The organism is Micromonospora sp. WMMD708 (assembly GCF_049315245.1).
In the GTDB taxonomy this organism is placed as follows: Bacteria; Actinomycetota; Actinomycetes; order Mycobacteriales; family Micromonosporaceae; genus Micromonospora; species Micromonospora wenchangensis.
On sequence record NZ_CP186060.1, the window covers coordinates 1,098,643 to 1,112,564 of the forward strand.

Sequence of the window (13,922 nt, forward strand, 5' to 3'; positions counted from 1 at the left end):
AGTACGCGGATGCCGGAACTCGTGTACCCGCCCGTGATCGCCACCGCCAAGACGCTGTTCCGGGTCCTCGACCTGCGCCTGACCGTCGACGGTGACCACCACGTCCCGCGTACCGGCGGGGCGGTGCTGGCCAGCAACCACGTCAGCTACCTCGATTTCATCTTCTGCGGGTACGGCGCGCACCCGTCCCGGCGGCTGGTGCGGTTCATGGCCAAGCACGACGTCTTCGCGCACAAGGTGTCCGGGCCGCTGATGCGCGGCATGAAGCACATCCCGGTGAACCGCGCGGCGGGGGTCGGCTCGTACAACACGGCGGTGGAGGCGCTGCGGCGCGGCGAGGTGGTGGGCGTCTTCCCCGAGGCGACGATCAGCCGATCGTTCACGGTGAAGGAGCTGAAGAGCGGGGCGGCCCGGATGGCGCAGGCGGCTGAGGTGCCGCTGGTGCCGGTGGCACTGTGGGGGACGCAGCGGCTCTGGACGAAGGGCCGGCCGAAGACGCTGACCCGGCGGCACACCCCGATCACCATCCTGCTGGGCGAGCCGATGGACCCGGCGGCGTACCCGGACGCCAACACGATGACGGCGGAGCTGAAGACCCGGCTGACCGCGCTGGTCGACCGGGCCCAGCAGGAGTACCCCGACAAGCCGGCCGGCCCGGACGACTCCTGGTGGCAGCCGGCGCACCTGGGCGGCACCGCGCCCACCCCGCAGGAGGCCGCCGAACTGGACCGCCGCCCCCGCCGCTCGACGGCGTCCTGACCGTCGGTCCCCTTCCCCGCCCGGCCGTCCCGCCTTTCCTGCCCGGCCGTCCCGCCTTTCCTGCCCGGCCGTCCCGCCTTTCCTGCCCGGCCGTCCCGCCTTTCCTGCCCGGCCGTCCCGCCTTTCCTGCCCGGCCGCCCTGGCGCCCGGCCGCCCTTCGAACTGTGGTCCTGGCTCCCTCGGCTGGGCGCTGACCGTCGTCCTGGCTGCCCTTCCGGCCGTCCGTCCGGTGGGCCTCGTGACCACCGTCTCCTGTCGCTGTCGCTGTCGCTGTCGCTGGCGCGGGGGCGGGGGCGGGGGCGGTGCGGACATTTCGGGTGGACGGAGGTCGGAGGGCCGGGGGAGAGGGTAGTGGGTTCGCGTCCTTTCGAGCTGATGACGTCAGCGAGTCAGACGCATCCGGTCCGATAGGCCGACCGATAGGCCGACCGATCGGCGTGGCCGGCTGGTCCCGACCCGGCCGGGTCGGAGGGCTCTCGGCCGGCTCTCAGGGCTCGGCCGGGTTGCCCGGGGGGCGACCATCGTCGGCGATTCGTGAACGTCATCAGGTCTAAAGGACGCTGAGAGGTATACCTACCGGCCGTCCCATCCCGGCCGGGCAGGTGGGCCGGACCAGGGCCCAGACCGGGCCGAGACCCAGACCGGGCCGAGACCCAGACCGGGCCGAGACCCAGACCGGGCCGAGACCCAGACCGGGCCCAGACCGGGCCACGCCTGAACAGACCATGCCGAGGCCAGGGCACACCGGGTCAGATCAGCCGGGGTCGGTCGGGGTGGGTCAGCTGCCGACCGCGTCCTGGCCGGCGGGCTCGGGAACCCGGTAGTAGTCGTCGCGGGAGAGGAACTCCACCGGCAGCGACCCCGGCAGGGTCACCCGCGCCTCACCGGTCAACGGCGGGGCGGTCGCCCGGCGGATGAGCACGTCCCGCTCCGGAGGTGCCAGCTCGACCAGTTCGGGGTGGGTGACCCGGAAGCAGGCCACCGTCCGGCGGATCAGCCGGGCCAGCTCGGTCACCGGGCCCACCGCGCCGCCCAGCGCCAGGGCCGGCTGCTGGATCGTCCGCAGCGCGTCGCAGACCACCAGCAGTTCCGCCTCGGCGGTGCCCTGTGCCGTGGGCCGGCCGGTGGTACGCAGCTCCAACCGGGACGGCCACTGCCAGCGGACCTGCCCGCTGACCAGGCGCGGCAGCCGGACGTTGCGCCGGTGCCGGACCCCCGTCGCGTCGATCTTCCCGGCGACCAGGGCCAGGTCACCGGCGAGGCAGACGTAGGCGAGTCGCCGGTCGGTGACGGTGATCGAGGCGGGGCCGGGCAGCACCCAGTGCCGCCGTGCCCCGGTCGGGCTGATCAGGCAACCGGCCACCGACGTCGGATACCGGCCGAGCACCCGTTCGCCGGGCTCCGGGACGAGTTCGTAACGCCTGTCGAGCACGGGAGCGGAATCGTTCTCCGGCGCATCGAACCGGTGCGGTGCGATGAAGAACGGGGACATGTTCTCGCGCATCGTCACGACCTCCCCCGCGCAGTGGTCTCGTGGCGTCCAGCCTCGCCGAGCCGTGACGGGCTGTCATGACACCCGTTAGGGGGTCGGCCGGTCGTACGACGCCTGCGACCGGTAGATGCCGATCTCCTCCGGCCGGATGAGACCGTCCTCGATCGCCCGGGCCAGTAACGCCGCCTTCGTGGCGGCCGGCCTACCCGCCCGGGTGTACTTGATCCGGGCCCGGTCCACATATTGTTTGACGGTGTGCTCGCTGATCTGCATCCGGCGGGCCACCGACGCCTTCGACATCGACTGGAACCACAGCAGCAGCGCTTCCCGCTCCTTGTCCGACAGGGCCGGACGGTCGGGGCGCGGATCGCCCACCATGGCCCCGGCCAGGGCCGGCGGCACGTACGGGCGGTCGCTGGCGGCGGCCAGCACCGTGGCCACGCAGTGTTCCCGCCCCTCGTGCTTGGCCAGGAACGCGGTCGCCCCCGCATCGAGCGCGGTGAGCATGGTCGCCGGGTCGGTGTGCTCGGAGTAGACCACCACCCGCCGGCCGTCGGCGCTCAGCTCGGCCAGCTTGTCCAGCACCATCCGCCCGCGCAGCCGCAGATCCAGCAGGATCACGTCGGCCTCCGGGGCGGCCCGCAGCACCAGATCCGGGTCGTCGCCGGTGGCGAGCACCCGCAGCCGGGGCTCGGTGGACAGCCAGGCCCGCACTCCGTCGATCACCACCGGATGGTCGTCGACGATCGACACACCGACCGGGCGCTCCCCACTCATGGCCTGCGCCATCGGGTCTGCGTCCACCTGATCTCCCCGTCCCGCTCATGTACGTGTTCCACCCGGTCGTCGTCGCCGGCCCGGTTGGTGGGCGGATCGGCCGCCTCCGGGCCCGGCCCGTCCGGGGTGACCAGACTTACCGCCACCTCGTCGGGGCCGGCCACCACCGTCAGCCGGGCCCAACCGGTGGCATCGGCCAGGGCGGCGGCCAGCGGGTCGGCCAGCCGTCGACGGACCTCCACGGGCAGGGGCGGCGGCGTACCGATGGCGACCAGCTCGATCGGCAGCCCGTTGCGTTCGGCCAGGTCGGCGGCGGCCCGCAACTCGTGCAACAACGGGTCCGGCACGTCGTCGGACTCGGCGATCAGGCGACGCAGCCGGGCCGCGGCGAGCACGCACCGCCGTTGCACGAACGGGTCGCCCGGGTCGGCGCGACCGTCGGCCAGTTCCGCCAACACCTGCTCGGCGGCACCGCCGACCAGCGCCAGCCGGGCCCGCCGGTCCGCCCAGGCCCGTTCGGCGGCGTCCCGTTCGGCGCGGACGGCGAGGGTCGCCGTGGCGGTGTCGGCGCGTTCCCGGGCGAGGGTGGCGATCACCGCCGCACCGGTGAAGACCGCCACCGGCAGCGACGAGGTGCCGTAGACGTACATCGCGTAGCGGGTCAGGTCGGCGGGGGCGGTGGCCCCGTGACCGACCAGCGCGGCGAGCGCGATCACCGCGTGCCCGGCCAACAGGACGATCATCCAACGGAGCCGGCGACCCCACAGCACCACCACGAAGAACCAGGCCAGCCCCGTCCACGCCCAGTTCGCGGCGGCGAAGAGCTGCTCCCGTCCGGCCGCCGCGAAGACCGCCGCGTCGACCCCCAGCAGGGCCGCCGCCAGTGGCAGCGCCGGTGGCGACGAACCGTGCAGCAGCCGGTGCGCGGCGTACCCGCCGAGGGCGCAGGCGGCCAGCCAGCCGGCCGCGACCACCGTGGGGGCGGCCAGCGTCGACCAGGCACCGAGCACCGCCGGCAGTCCGATCGCGAGGTGCCACACCAGGGCGATGGCCACCGCCGCGATCCGGGCCCCCCGGTCCGAGGCCCGGCCCACGTCCACCGCCGGGCCGTAGGCCACCGCCGGGTCCGCCGTCCGCTGCGCCGGCCGGGGTACGCGGACCGACGCGGTCGCGCCGGCACCGGTCGCGTCGAGGTCAGTCGACATGCGGCCACTCCAGCCTGATCCGGGTGCCCACGCCAGGGGCGGAAGTCACCACCGCCCGGCCACCGATCTCGGCCATCCGGCCCCGGATCGACTCGCGTACCCCGTACCGGTGCAGCGGGATCGTGGCCGGGTCGAAACCGGGGCCGTCGTCGACCACCTCGACCACGATGCCGCCGTGGTCGCGGCCGAGTCGCACGGTCACGGCGGCGTCCGGCGCGTGCCGGGCCACGTTGGCCAGCGCGGCGGCGGTGGCGTCGACCAGGGCGGCGGTCACCCCCGCCGGTGCCGCGCAGGGCGGCAGCGTGGCGGTCAGCCGCAACTGCGGGTGGGTGGCGAGCAGCGCGCGCAGGCCGGCGTCGACGTCGACCGGGCCGGTGTCGGCCGGCTCGCCCGCCGGGGCGGACCGGGCGTGCGCGAGGCGGACCAGGGTACGCAGGTCGGCGGCGGCCCGGTCCCGCAACGCCGCCGAGCCGGCCGGCAGGGCACCCAGCCCGACCATGGTGAGGGTGGCCAGGACGGTGTCGTGCAGGTCCCGGTTCTGCCGCCGTTCCACCTCGCGGGCCGTGCGGGCCAGCACCGCGTCCCGGCGCAGGCGCTGGAAGTCGGCGAAGGAGGTGTCGGCCCGGCCGATCCAGCGGCGCATCACCGCCGCCATCATCGCCGCGCAGGCCGTCTGCATGAGCAGGGTGGCCGCGTGCGCGCCGGCCTCGACGGTGTTGCCGGCGGCCGAGGTGCCGACCGCGTAGCCGGCGGTGACCAGCAGGCCCGCCGGCACCGACCAGCGGGCCGGCGCGGTGGCCTGTGCGTTGATCACGGTGGTGCTGGCCAGCACGGCGAGCCAACTACCCTCGCCGGGCAGCACCTCCGGGGCGACCAGCACCGGGGCCAGCAGGCTCGCCGCGACGGTGACCGTGACGTCCCCGGCGACGAGCCCCGGGCCGATGCCGACCCGCAGGGCGCGCGCCGTGTACCACAGCGACCAGCCGGTGAGTGCGGCCACGGCGGCCAGCAGCAGCGGCTCCCGCACCGGTGGGGTACGCACCGCGAGCGCGGTCACCGCACCGAACAGCCCGCAGGTCAGCCGCAGCAGCGCCGGCAGGGTGGTGAAGATGAGCTGGAGCGCGCCACCGGCCGGCCGCTCCAGTAACGACGGTGACGAGGTCGGAGCGGGTAGGGCCGACATCGGGGGGAGTGCGTCCTTCGGGCGGTGACCCGTCCGGGTCTGCTCGGCGGTGCATCGAAGCCGGAGAATAGCATGAGCTGCCCTAACTGTTCACCTTTGGTGTGCGGCGTGTCGCGTTGCGTTCGGTGAACGTGTAGGGCACGGTCCGGCGTCGGTCAGCGGCGGAGCCACTCCAGGGCGGCAGGTGCGCCGCCGAGCACCGAGATGTGCCCGTCGTCGGCGGTGATCCGCAGCTCGGCGGCCGGGCAGACCCCGGCCAGCCAACGGCTGTGGGAGGCAGGCACCACCCGGTCCCGCCCGCCGTGCAGCAGCAGCACCGGGACGGTCACCCGGGCCGGGTCGAAGCCCCACGGGGTGACGTAGGCGAGGTCGTCGTCGACCAGGCCGTCCGGGCCGCCCCGCACCGCCGGACCCACCACCTCGTCGAGCCAGGCCCACGGCCCGGCCAGGGTGGCCAGGTCGGCCGGGGTGAACTCCGGGTCGTAGTCGGTGTCGGACGCGGCGTGCCGCTCCTTGGCCGCCCGGCCCTGCGTGGCGGCCCGCAGCGACGCCTGCCCGGACGGCGTCATCCCGGCGAACCAGTCGAGGCCCGCCGCGCCGTAGGGGGCGAGCCCGGCGACGGCGAGGACGGCTACCACCCGGTCGGGGTGCAACGCGCCGCTGGCCAGCGCGTGCGGCGCGCCGCCGGAGTGGCCCACCGTGGCGTACCGGTCCAGGCCCAGCGCGTCGGCGACCCGGGCGACGTCACCGGCGGCCGAGGCCACGTCCCGCCCGGGGCGTCGGGTCGAACCGCCGTACCCGGGCCGGTCGTAGGACACCCAGCGCAGGCCGAGCCGGTCGGCCGTGGCGAACAGCGGGGCCGGCGGGGCACCGATGTTGGGGGTGCCGTGGTGCCAGACCACCGGCAACCGGCCGGTGCCGTCGTCGCCGGTGTCGTAGACGTGCAGGGTGCCGCCGTCCGGCAGCGGCACGTCGCGCTCGCTCGGTACGGCCGGGCGGCTCACTGGCCGACCCAGCCCGCCGGGTTGCTGAACGACTCGCGGGAGATGCCGGAGCCGGTGCGGGGCCAGTCGCCGAACCGCTTGTCGTGCAGGTGGGCGAAGAAGTAGCAGATGCCCTGGAGGTGGGCGTCGGGCACCGCCCGGGTCGGGTCGGCCCGGACCGCGGCGTAGAACTCCCGACCCAGCGCCACCACGTGACCCCGGGCGTAGAGGAAACCGTCGTCGGAGCCGTCGACCACCGCGTGCACGTCGGCGCGGTCGATGTCGTACAGCTTGCGTTCGACGACCCGGTCGAGGGCGGTCAGTTCGGGGCTGGACAGGTCGGCGCAGAGCTGGCCCAACTGGTCGAGGAAAGCGTCCCGCCAGCCGTCGAACGCGAACGCGTCGTCGTCGGAGGCGGACCGGTCGCGGGTGAGCAGCGCCCGGCGCAGCGCGGCCGGCTCGGGGCCGAGCCGCTCCCAGGCGGCCTCCACCAGGGCCCAGAACCGGGCCTCCTCCTCGGCTGTGGGCAGGCGGTTCGCGGTTTCGGTGTCGCTCATGGCAGCACCGTAGCGGGACGCCCCGACGTTCTCCGAGCGACGCCGTGCCGCCGACGTGGGACATCGGGGCCGCCCACCCGGGCGGGCGGCCCCGACGGGGTTCAACGGGGCCGGCGGGGTACCGCGCGGACGAAGGTGGACCAGGCGGCCGGGGCGAACCGTAACGCCGGGCCGGACTGGTCCTTGCTGTCCCGTACGCCGATCAGGCCGGGCAGGTTGTCGGCCACCTCGACGCAGTCGCCGCCGCTCCCGCCGCTGCGGGTGCTCTTGCGCCAGACGGCCCCGGCCAGGTCAGTCATGCCCACTCCTCGATGATCGCAGTGATCAGCTTCTCGGTTGCCGCCTCGTCCGCCGCGAGCGTCTCCAGGTCGGCCCAGACGCGGTCGTAGGCGGCGACCTCCGCCGGCTTGTCCAGATAGAGCGCGCCGGTGATGTTCTCCAGGTAGACGGTAGTCGGCTCCGTCGATGCCCGCCCGAACGCCTGGGGGAAGTCCAACAGGACGAAGGTGCCCGTCTCGCTGGCCAGCGGCGGGCCGGCGGTGAACGGCAGGACGCGCAGGCTCACGTTGGGCAGGGTGGCCAGGTCGAGCAGGTGCCGCAGCTGCCCGGCCATCGCCCGCCGGTCGGGCAGGGTGCGCCGCAGCACCGCCTCGCTCAGCACCACCCTGAGGGTGGGCGCGCTGGGCAGCCGGCGGGTCAGGACGTGCTGGCGCTGCATGCGGACCTCGACGAGCTTTTCGCGCTCCGCCGGGCTCATGGTGGGATTCTTGCGGAGAAACAATTCCGCCGCGTACTCGCGGGTCTGGAGCAGGCCCGGGATCAGTTCCGAATCGTATCGGCGCATGAGAGTGGCCGACGATTCCAGGCCGACGTAGAGCGAGAACCAGGACGGGACCACGTCGCCGTAGGAATGCCACCAGCCCTTGGCGCGGGTCTCCCGGGCGAGCCCGGTGACGATGGACGTCATCTCCTCGGGCACCCGGTACATCGCGCACATGGCGCGGGCGTCCACCACCCGCACCGGCACCAGGCCCTTCTCGATGCGCCACACCTTCTGCCGGGAGCAGTCCAGCCCCTCGGCCGCGCGGTCCAGCGAGACGGAGGCGTCCTCGCGGAGCTGGGTGAGCAGCCGGCCGAGCTGCCGCCGGGGGACGGTGGAACCGCTTGTTTCCTCCGTCATGCAACATCACCGCACCCCTGGTGCAACGACAATTGTTTCCCCTGCGCCATTTCTGTCCTCCGTCCCTCGTGCGTCAATTCGACCCGAGATTAGGGGGGAGGGGAGTTGTTGCGCAAGGTGTCGGTCGTGTCGCAGGGTGTGAATCGCCGGACGGTGATCCGGGGCGTCAGAAATGGCGTCGACAATAGCCCGCTGTCCCGCTCGTAGCGAATAGCGCGCGGGCGGGGCGGCGCTATTTCCGGAAAGGACATCCGATGTGGGTCAGCGACGAGCGCCACGCCCGGCCCGGGGTGGCGTCGTGACCGCCCGCCGCGAGGTGCCGCTGCTGGTCCGGCTGGCCTGGGACTGCCTGGACCGGCACCGGCGCGGGCGGTGCCCGAGGTGCGCCGAGGCCGGGTTCTGCCCGGTGGTGGAGGCCGCCCGGCACCGGATCAGGCAGTGGCGCAGGTTCCGGCACGTCTGGGGGTGGCGGTGAGCGCGTCGCCGCCGAAGGCGGGCGACCTGGTGGAGGTGGGTCGGGCGGCCAGCGTGCAGTTCGTCAGGCCGATCCGGTGCCGGGTGATCCGGGTGCTCGACTGGATCACCTACGACGGGTGGTGCTGGCTCGACGTCTACCAGCTCGACGCGAGGGGAGACGCGGTGGCCCGGCGCTCGATCTTCGTACGGCCGGCGGGGTTGGTGACGGTGCGGCCCGCGCCGGTGCCGCGTGCACCGGGCCGGGCGGGGGTGACGCCGAACATGCGGCGGGTGCCCCGGCCGGTCGGGGTGCCGCCGGCGGTCGGTGGGCGGGGTGCGGCCGGTGCGTCGCCCGCCCGCCGACCGGCTGGCGGTGAGCGGGGTGCGTCGCCGGAGCGCCGGCCGGCGGACGGACGGGGTGTGGCGGGTGGAGGGTGACGGGAGTCAGGGGGTCGTCGTGGCGGCGAAGTAGGGCTCGGCCGCCTCCAGCCGGGGGACCGGGATGCCCCGACTGCGGGCCTCGGCCAGGGTGTCGCGGCAGACCGCGCGCAGCTCCTCGGGGTTGGCGTGCGCCCGCATCACCCGTCGCATCGGCGGGAAGCGGTTGAGCAGCAGGGACATCGCCGGTGCCGCCAGCCAGACGGGTGCGGTGAAGGGCAGCAGCTCGGCGCGGTGCCGCCGCAGGTCGACCCCCCGTGCCTCGACCAGCGGCAGCAGCTCGCGGGTGGCGAGGATCGCCTCGCGGACGTCGCGGGTGGTCATGGCGGACAGTGCGCCCCGTCGCAGGCTCTGGGTGTGCAGGCCGGCGTTCTGGGCGAAGTGGACCGACAGCCAGCCACGGAAGTCGGCGTTCTCCCGGACCCGGAACCCGGCCGCCCGGAACACCTGGCGCACGGTCCGCTCGCGCCCGGTCGGCGGCCGGTCGAGCGTGCCGAGGAAGACCACGGGCAGCAGGGACGCGCGCAGCACGCCGTCGTCGCCGAAACCGCCGCCGGCCCCGGGGAAGCCCCAGGCCACCTGGTCGGCGGGCAGGTGCGCGGTCGCGGTCAGCGGCTCCACCCACAGGTTGTTGAAGACGAGCACCGTGGCCGCGCCCACCCGGGGCCCGAGGAAGGCCGCCGCCTCGGCGAAGTTGTAGTGCTGCACGCTCAGCACGATCAGGTCGAAGTCGTGGTCGGGCTCCAGCGATTCGCGGTAGCGCACCGGCCACGTCCCGGCGACCCGCCGGCCCCACGGCCGCCGCCGGGCGTCGAGCAGGTCGAGGTCGATCGCCTCCCCGTACGCCGCCGCCCGCCCCGGGCGGACGTAGAACTCCACCTGGTGCCCGGCCCGTTCCAGGGCCCACCCGTACGTCGCGCTGATCACGCCACGGCCGAACATCAGGATCTTCACGCGCACCCCGGGAGCTACAATTGGAGGCCATCTCCACTTCCAAAATATGGAGACAGTCTCCACTTGTCAACGCGAGGCCCCCACATGACCGACCCCAAGCCGCTGCGCGCCGACGCCCGCCGCAACCGCGACGCCCTGCTCGCCAAGGCCCGCGAACTGTTCGCCGAGGGTCGCTACGACCTGCGCTTCGACGACTTCGCCACGCTGGCCGGCGTCGGCACCGGCACGCTCTACCGGCACTTCCCCACCCGGGAAGCCCTGGCCGAGGCGGTCTACCGGGAAGAACTCGCCGCGATGTGCGACCGGGCCCGCGCGGCGCAGGCCACCCTGCCCGCCGACGAGGCGTTGGAGTCCTTCCTGCGGGGATTCGTGGCCCACCTGCACGACCACGAGGGGCTCGCCCGGACCCTGTCCACGCTGATGGCCGCCCGCTCCGGCGCGCTGGCGGAAGGTGCCGAGGCCCTCGGCCGGGCCGTCACCGACCTGCTGGCCGCCGCCGTTCGGGCCGGGAAGATCCGCGACGACGTGGGAGCCGGCGCGGTCATGATGGCCCTCCAGGGCATCTGCGCGGCGTACGGCCACCCGGCCTACCGGCCCGACGCCGACGGGGTGATCACCCTCGTCCTCGCCGGCCTGCGCCGACCGGCACGATGAGCGCGACCCGCGCCCCCACCGCAGGTGGCGGGGGAACACGGGCCGCGCAGGAGGCCGGGGCGGGGTACGGACCGCTCGTGGCCGCCCGTACCCGGCCGGTGGCTCAGGTGTCGTAGCGGCAGGTGCCGCCGGTGTTCGCCGTACAGTCGTTGAGCTGGAGGCTGTCCAGGTTGATGGCCTGGTTGCCGGTGGTGGACTGCGGCGGCACGTTCACGGTGATCCGCACGCTGGCCGCGTTCGCCGGGGCGGTGGCGGTCGTCCGGTACTCCAGCCAGTTGCTGGCGAGCGTGTCGGTCGCTCCGGTGCTGGTCGACAGCAGGGTGCCACCCGAGTTGTACCAGGCGAGCTGGAGTTGGGTGTTCACCGCCGTGCCGCTGCGCAACCGGGTGAACAGCTTGTACGTCCGGCCGGCGGTGACCGTTGCCCGGTTCGTCAACGAGATCGACGACGTGTTGGACGGCCCGGTGTAGGTGTTGAGCTGGACCGACCGACGACCGTCGAAGTAGGTGCAGGAGTTCGTCGAGATGCCGCAGGCGGGCGTCACCTGGTGCCAGCCGCCCGACGTGGTGAACGTCGACGTGCTGCTGCTCGGGGTGGCCGCCTCGACCGTCCGCTGCTCGGCGGTGAGCAGGTCGTTGTTCGCGCCCACGTCGCAGCAGACCGGGGCGGTCAGCATCGGGTGGTTCGCCACGTTCACCTTCGCCGTCGACGGGCTCGGGTCGATGTAGAAGCTGGCCGACAGCTCACTCGGGTCGTAGTAGCTGCGGAACCCCGGGTCGGTGTTCCAGTTGTCCCACCAGCCGTACATGATGTCGGGGACGTAGGAGGCCCCCGTCTCGGCCATCCAGGCGTGCCCCGCGCCGAGCACGTGCAGCAACTCGTGCCCGGCCACACCGGTCGTCCACGACTCGGTCACCGCCGAGCAGTGCACGCCGCTGGAGTTGCCGCCGGACGGGCACTGGTAGGCGTCCGAGTTCGACGCGAAATCGGTGAACACCAGGTAGATCCGGTTGCTGTCCTGGTATCCGGCGGAGATCAGGTCACTGCGGACCGTGCTGGCGGGGGTGTTCGGGTTCGCCCCGGCGTCGATCTTCTCCGGCACGACCAGGGCGCGGGCGTAGCCGGCGTACGTGCTGGTGTCGTAACCCGTACGGCAGCTGAAGTTGTAGTGCTGGTCGTAGTTGGTCGACTCGTCGAGCGCCCAGTCGATCCGGTCCACCACCTTGGCGATGTACTCGACGTTGGCCTCGTAGTTGTTGCCGACACCGTCGTGCCAGGCGTAGATCACCTGGACGGCGGGGGTCGCGCCGGTCGGTGCGGCCGGATTGGCGACGGTGGACTGGCAGCCGCGCTTGGGCACCGTGGGCATGCTCGGCTGCGCGTACGGCTGGGCCGGCTCGGTGCCTGGCCCCCAGGCCAGGGCGGCGGTCGGGGCGGAGAGCACCGCGAGGGCGGTGGCCAGGGCGGCGGCGACGGCGGCGAGGGTGCGCGGCCGTCGGGTCCGGAACGGGGACCGGGGCAAGGATGCTCCTCGGTTGGTGGTGGACACCGTCGGTTGACGGTGCGTGTCCATCCAAACGAGCTGCGTGACATGGATCAATGTTGATGGATGGTGAAGAAGGTCATTCCCAGGTCATGGATATGCGCTTGCCCACTGGCAAGTAACCTGTCGTGACCGATACATCACGATTGGTGGCGCGGGCTGGCGGGTGCTTGTCGAGCAGGCCGGACCCCCGCCGTGGTCATCGCCTCCAGAACAGCAGGTGGGTGACCCCACTGGAACTCGGCACCGACTCGAGGTGGAAGCGGTCCAGCAGATCCGTAGGGCTGTCCCACAGCCGTTCGCCCCGGCCGAGGTCGACGGGCGCGACGGCGATGTGCATCGTGTCGACCAGGTCGGCCTCGATGAACTCACGGATGGTGGCGACTCCGCCGCCGAGGCGTACGTCCCGACCGGCGGCGGCCTGCCTCGCGCGCTCCAGCGCCTCGGCCGGGCTGGCGTCGAGGAAATGGAACGTGGTGTCGGCCAGGGTGAACGACGGGCGTTCGTAGTGGGTGAGGACGAAGACCGGCGTGTGGAACGGGGGGTTGTCCCCCCACCAGCCCTGCCACTCGTGGTCCTGCCACGGGCCGCGCTGGGGGCCGAACTTGTTGCGGCCCATGATCTCCGCGCCGATGTTGTGGTCGTAGTCGCGGGTCAGGTAGTCGTCCAGCCCGCGGGTGCCGCCGGGTTCGGTGCGGTACATGAAGCTGGCGGTGGCGGTGCGCCAGGAGAACAGGGGAGCGGGGTCGGCGTGGCCGAAGGGTCGCTCCAGGCTCTGCCCCTCGCCGGTGCCGAACCCGTCACGCGACATGCAGAAGCTCTGCACCCTCAACAGTTGTGGCACGAATCCTCCTCGACGGCCGATGGGCCGCTTCTGATAGCAACTTGCAACCGGTGGCACCGTACTACACTGATGGCATGTCGCAACCAGTAGGGACGGGTCGACTGCCCGTACCTGAGGGAAAATCGGGGTGCCCGATCAACCTGACGGTCGAGTTGCTGGGCGACCGGTGGAGCCTGGTAGTGCTGCGGGACGTCATGTTCGGCGGATACCGGCACTTCCGCGAACTCCTCACGAACTCGGTCGAGGGCATCGCGTCGAACATCCTCGCCAGCCGCCTGTCGAAGCTCGTGAACTCGGGCCTGCTCAGCCGCCACGACGACCCGACTCACCGACAGAAGATCGACTATCGCCTGACCGAGGCGGCGATCGAACTCGTCCCGGTCATGGCACAACTGGGCGCCTGGGGCTCCCGGTGGCTCCCGACCTCACCCGAGCTGTCGATCCGCGCCCAACTCCTCGCCGACGGCGGCCCCGAGATGTGGCAGAGATTCATGGACGAACTTCGCGCCATACACCTCGAAGGCCAGCCACAACGCGCCGACGGCGTCCTCGCCGAACTCACCCTGGCCTACGAACGCGCTGCGGCTGCCGCTGACCGGCACCGGTGCTCGTCCAGTTCCCAGTAGGGCGAAGTACCTGTGCGCCCGGCAGGATTCGAACCTGCGGCCTTGGGATTAGAAGTGGTAACTACTTCATCGGCCCTGGTTTCAGCAGGCGCTCTAGCTGCAAGAGCTTCTTCCCTGTTGCGCCTGACTTTCCGTGGTGACCTACATTTCGCACCACGACTAGCTCCACGGTTGATCGAGCTGACGGAGGTGGACGCCTTCGAGGTGTAGTGACACTCTGTGAGTCGCCACCACGTAAGGCAGGCTGCCTGCCAAAGTGTCTGTGATGTCG

Annotated in this window: 15 protein-coding genes and 1 pseudogene; 5 read left to right on the plus strand and 11 right to left on the minus strand. The window is 72.7% G+C overall.

The window, feature by feature from the left end; translation table 11 throughout:
• Nucleotides 1-9: 9 nt before the first annotated feature.
• Nucleotides 10-759: a lysophospholipid acyltransferase family protein gene (locus tag ACN260_RS05040; protein WP_422754911.1), complete on the plus strand. Its 750-nt coding sequence runs from the start codon at nt 10-12 to the stop codon at nt 757-759.
• A 778-nt stretch (nt 760-1,537) separates the two neighbouring features.
• Here the strand turns inward: ACN260_RS05040 and ACN260_RS05045 are convergent.
• The 8 genes from ACN260_RS05045 to ACN260_RS05080 form a co-directional block, all read right to left on the minus strand.
• Nucleotides 1,538-2,263 carry a hypothetical protein gene (locus ACN260_RS05045; protein ID WP_422754912.1) on the minus strand — a complete coding sequence of 242 codons (726 nt, stop codon included), beginning with the start codon at nt 2,261-2,263 and terminating at the stop codon, nt 1,538-1,540.
• Nucleotides 2,264-2,338: 75 nt separating this feature from the next.
• Nucleotides 2,339-3,055 carry a response regulator gene (locus ACN260_RS05050; RefSeq protein WP_421483807.1) on the minus strand — a complete coding sequence of 239 codons (717 nt, stop codon included), beginning with the start codon at nt 3,053-3,055 and terminating at the stop codon, nt 2,339-2,341.
• Entirely contained in the window at nt 3,025-4,233 is a 1,209-nt protein-coding gene (locus ACN260_RS05055; RefSeq protein WP_422754913.1) for a hypothetical protein, read from the minus strand. The genes ACN260_RS05050 and ACN260_RS05055 overlap by 31 nt, the downstream gene beginning before the upstream one ends.
• A complete protein-coding gene (locus ACN260_RS05060) occupies nt 4,223-5,416 on the minus strand; it encodes a sensor histidine kinase (RefSeq protein ID WP_422754914.1) in 1,194 nt (397 codons plus the stop codon). Before ACN260_RS05060 ends, ACN260_RS05055 begins: the two co-directional genes overlap by 11 nt.
• 155 nt (nt 5,417-5,571) lie before the next feature.
• A complete protein-coding gene (locus ACN260_RS05065) occupies nt 5,572-6,420 on the minus strand; it encodes an alpha/beta fold hydrolase (protein ID WP_422754915.1) in 849 nt (282 codons plus the stop codon).
• Entirely contained in the window at nt 6,417-6,956 is a 540-nt protein-coding gene (locus tag ACN260_RS05070; RefSeq protein ID WP_422754916.1) for a DUF4240 domain-containing protein, read from the minus strand. Before ACN260_RS05070 ends, ACN260_RS05065 begins: the two co-directional genes overlap by 4 nt.
• A 101-nt stretch (nt 6,957-7,057) precedes the next feature.
• A complete protein-coding gene (locus tag ACN260_RS05075; protein ID WP_204958085.1) occupies nt 7,058-7,255 on the minus strand; it encodes a DUF397 domain-containing protein in 198 nt (65 codons plus the stop codon).
• A complete protein-coding gene (locus ACN260_RS05080) occupies nt 7,252-8,136 on the minus strand; it encodes a helix-turn-helix domain-containing protein (RefSeq protein ID WP_204958086.1) in 885 nt (294 codons plus the stop codon). Before ACN260_RS05080 ends, ACN260_RS05075 begins: the two co-directional genes overlap by 4 nt.
• A 298-nt stretch (nt 8,137-8,434) precedes the next feature.
• Here ACN260_RS05080 and ACN260_RS05085 point away from each other — a divergent pair, with 298 nt between their 5' ends.
• A complete protein-coding gene (locus ACN260_RS05085) occupies nt 8,435-8,611 on the plus strand; it encodes a hypothetical protein (RefSeq protein ID WP_422754917.1) in 177 nt (58 codons plus the stop codon).
• Nucleotides 8,608-8,901: pseudogene (locus ACN260_RS05090) on the plus strand (hypothetical protein); the annotation flags it as partial. The gene ACN260_RS05085 and the pseudogene ACN260_RS05090, both read left to right, overlap by 4 nt.
• Before the next feature lie 135 nt (nt 8,902-9,036).
• On the opposite strand, the gene ACN260_RS05095 reads toward ACN260_RS05090, so the two are convergent.
• Complete coding sequence (locus tag ACN260_RS05095; RefSeq protein ID WP_422754918.1) at nt 9,037-9,990, minus strand: ketopantoate reductase family protein; 954 nt, start codon at nt 9,988-9,990, stop codon at nt 9,037-9,039.
• 78 nt (nt 9,991-10,068) lie between these two features.
• On the opposite strand from ACN260_RS05095, the gene ACN260_RS05100 reads away from it, so the two are divergent.
• On the plus strand, nt 10,069-10,638 hold the full coding sequence (locus ACN260_RS05100; RefSeq protein WP_422754919.1) for a TetR/AcrR family transcriptional regulator: 570 nt from the start codon (nt 10,069-10,071) through the stop codon (nt 10,636-10,638).
• A 103-nt stretch (nt 10,639-10,741) separates the two neighbouring features.
• On the opposite strand, the gene ACN260_RS05105 is transcribed toward ACN260_RS05100, so the two are convergent.
• Both ACN260_RS05105 and ACN260_RS05110 read right to left on the minus strand, forming a co-directional pair.
• Nucleotides 10,742-12,160, minus strand: a complete 1,419-nt coding sequence (locus ACN260_RS05105) for a hypothetical protein (RefSeq protein WP_422754920.1) — start codon at nt 12,158-12,160, stop codon at nt 10,742-10,744.
• A gap of 220 nt (nt 12,161-12,380) precedes the next feature.
• Nucleotides 12,381-13,025 (minus strand): dihydrofolate reductase family protein, encoded by a 645-nt coding sequence (locus tag ACN260_RS05110; protein ID WP_422754921.1) that lies wholly within the window; start codon nt 13,023-13,025, stop codon nt 12,381-12,383.
• A 74-nt stretch (nt 13,026-13,099) separates the two neighbouring features.
• Between ACN260_RS05110 and ACN260_RS05115 the strand changes: the two genes are divergently transcribed.
• The gene (locus ACN260_RS05115) at nt 13,100-13,651 is read left to right on the plus strand and encodes a winged helix-turn-helix transcriptional regulator (protein WP_422754922.1); all 552 of its coding nucleotides are present in this window, start codon (nt 13,100-13,102) and stop codon (nt 13,649-13,651) included.
• Nucleotides 13,652-13,922 lie beyond the last annotated feature (271 nt).

Bases quoted from the DNA above. Each gene is read 5' to 3' on its own strand.
- ACN260_RS05115 (WP_422754922.1), top strand. From the start codon at position 13,100: ATGTCGCAACCAGTAGGGACGGGTCGACTGCCCGTACCTGAGGGAAAA.
- ACN260_RS05075 (WP_204958085.1), bottom strand. From the start codon at position 7,255: ATGACTGACCTGGCCGGGGCCGTCTGGCGCAAGAGCACCCGCAGCGGC.
- ACN260_RS05070 (WP_422754916.1), bottom strand. From the start codon at position 6,956: ATGAGCGACACCGAAACCGCGAACCGCCTGCCCACAGCCGAGGAGGAG.
- ACN260_RS05060 (WP_422754914.1), bottom strand. From the start codon at position 5,416: ATGTCGGCCCTACCCGCTCCGACCTCGTCACCGTCGTTACTGGAGCGG.
- ACN260_RS05100 (WP_422754919.1), top strand. From the start codon at position 10,069: ATGACCGACCCCAAGCCGCTGCGCGCCGACGCCCGCCGCAACCGCGAC.
- ACN260_RS05080 (WP_204958086.1), bottom strand. From the start codon at position 8,136: ATGACGGAGGAAACAAGCGGTTCCACCGTCCCCCGGCGGCAGCTCGGC.
- ACN260_RS05040 (WP_422754911.1), top strand. From the start codon at position 10: ATGCCGGAACTCGTGTACCCGCCCGTGATCGCCACCGCCAAGACGCTG.
- ACN260_RS05045 (WP_422754912.1), bottom strand. From the start codon at position 2,263: ATGCGCGAGAACATGTCCCCGTTCTTCATCGCACCGCACCGGTTCGAT.
- ACN260_RS05055 (WP_422754913.1), bottom strand. From the start codon at position 4,233: ATGTCGACTGACCTCGACGCGACCGGTGCCGGCGCGACCGCGTCGGTC.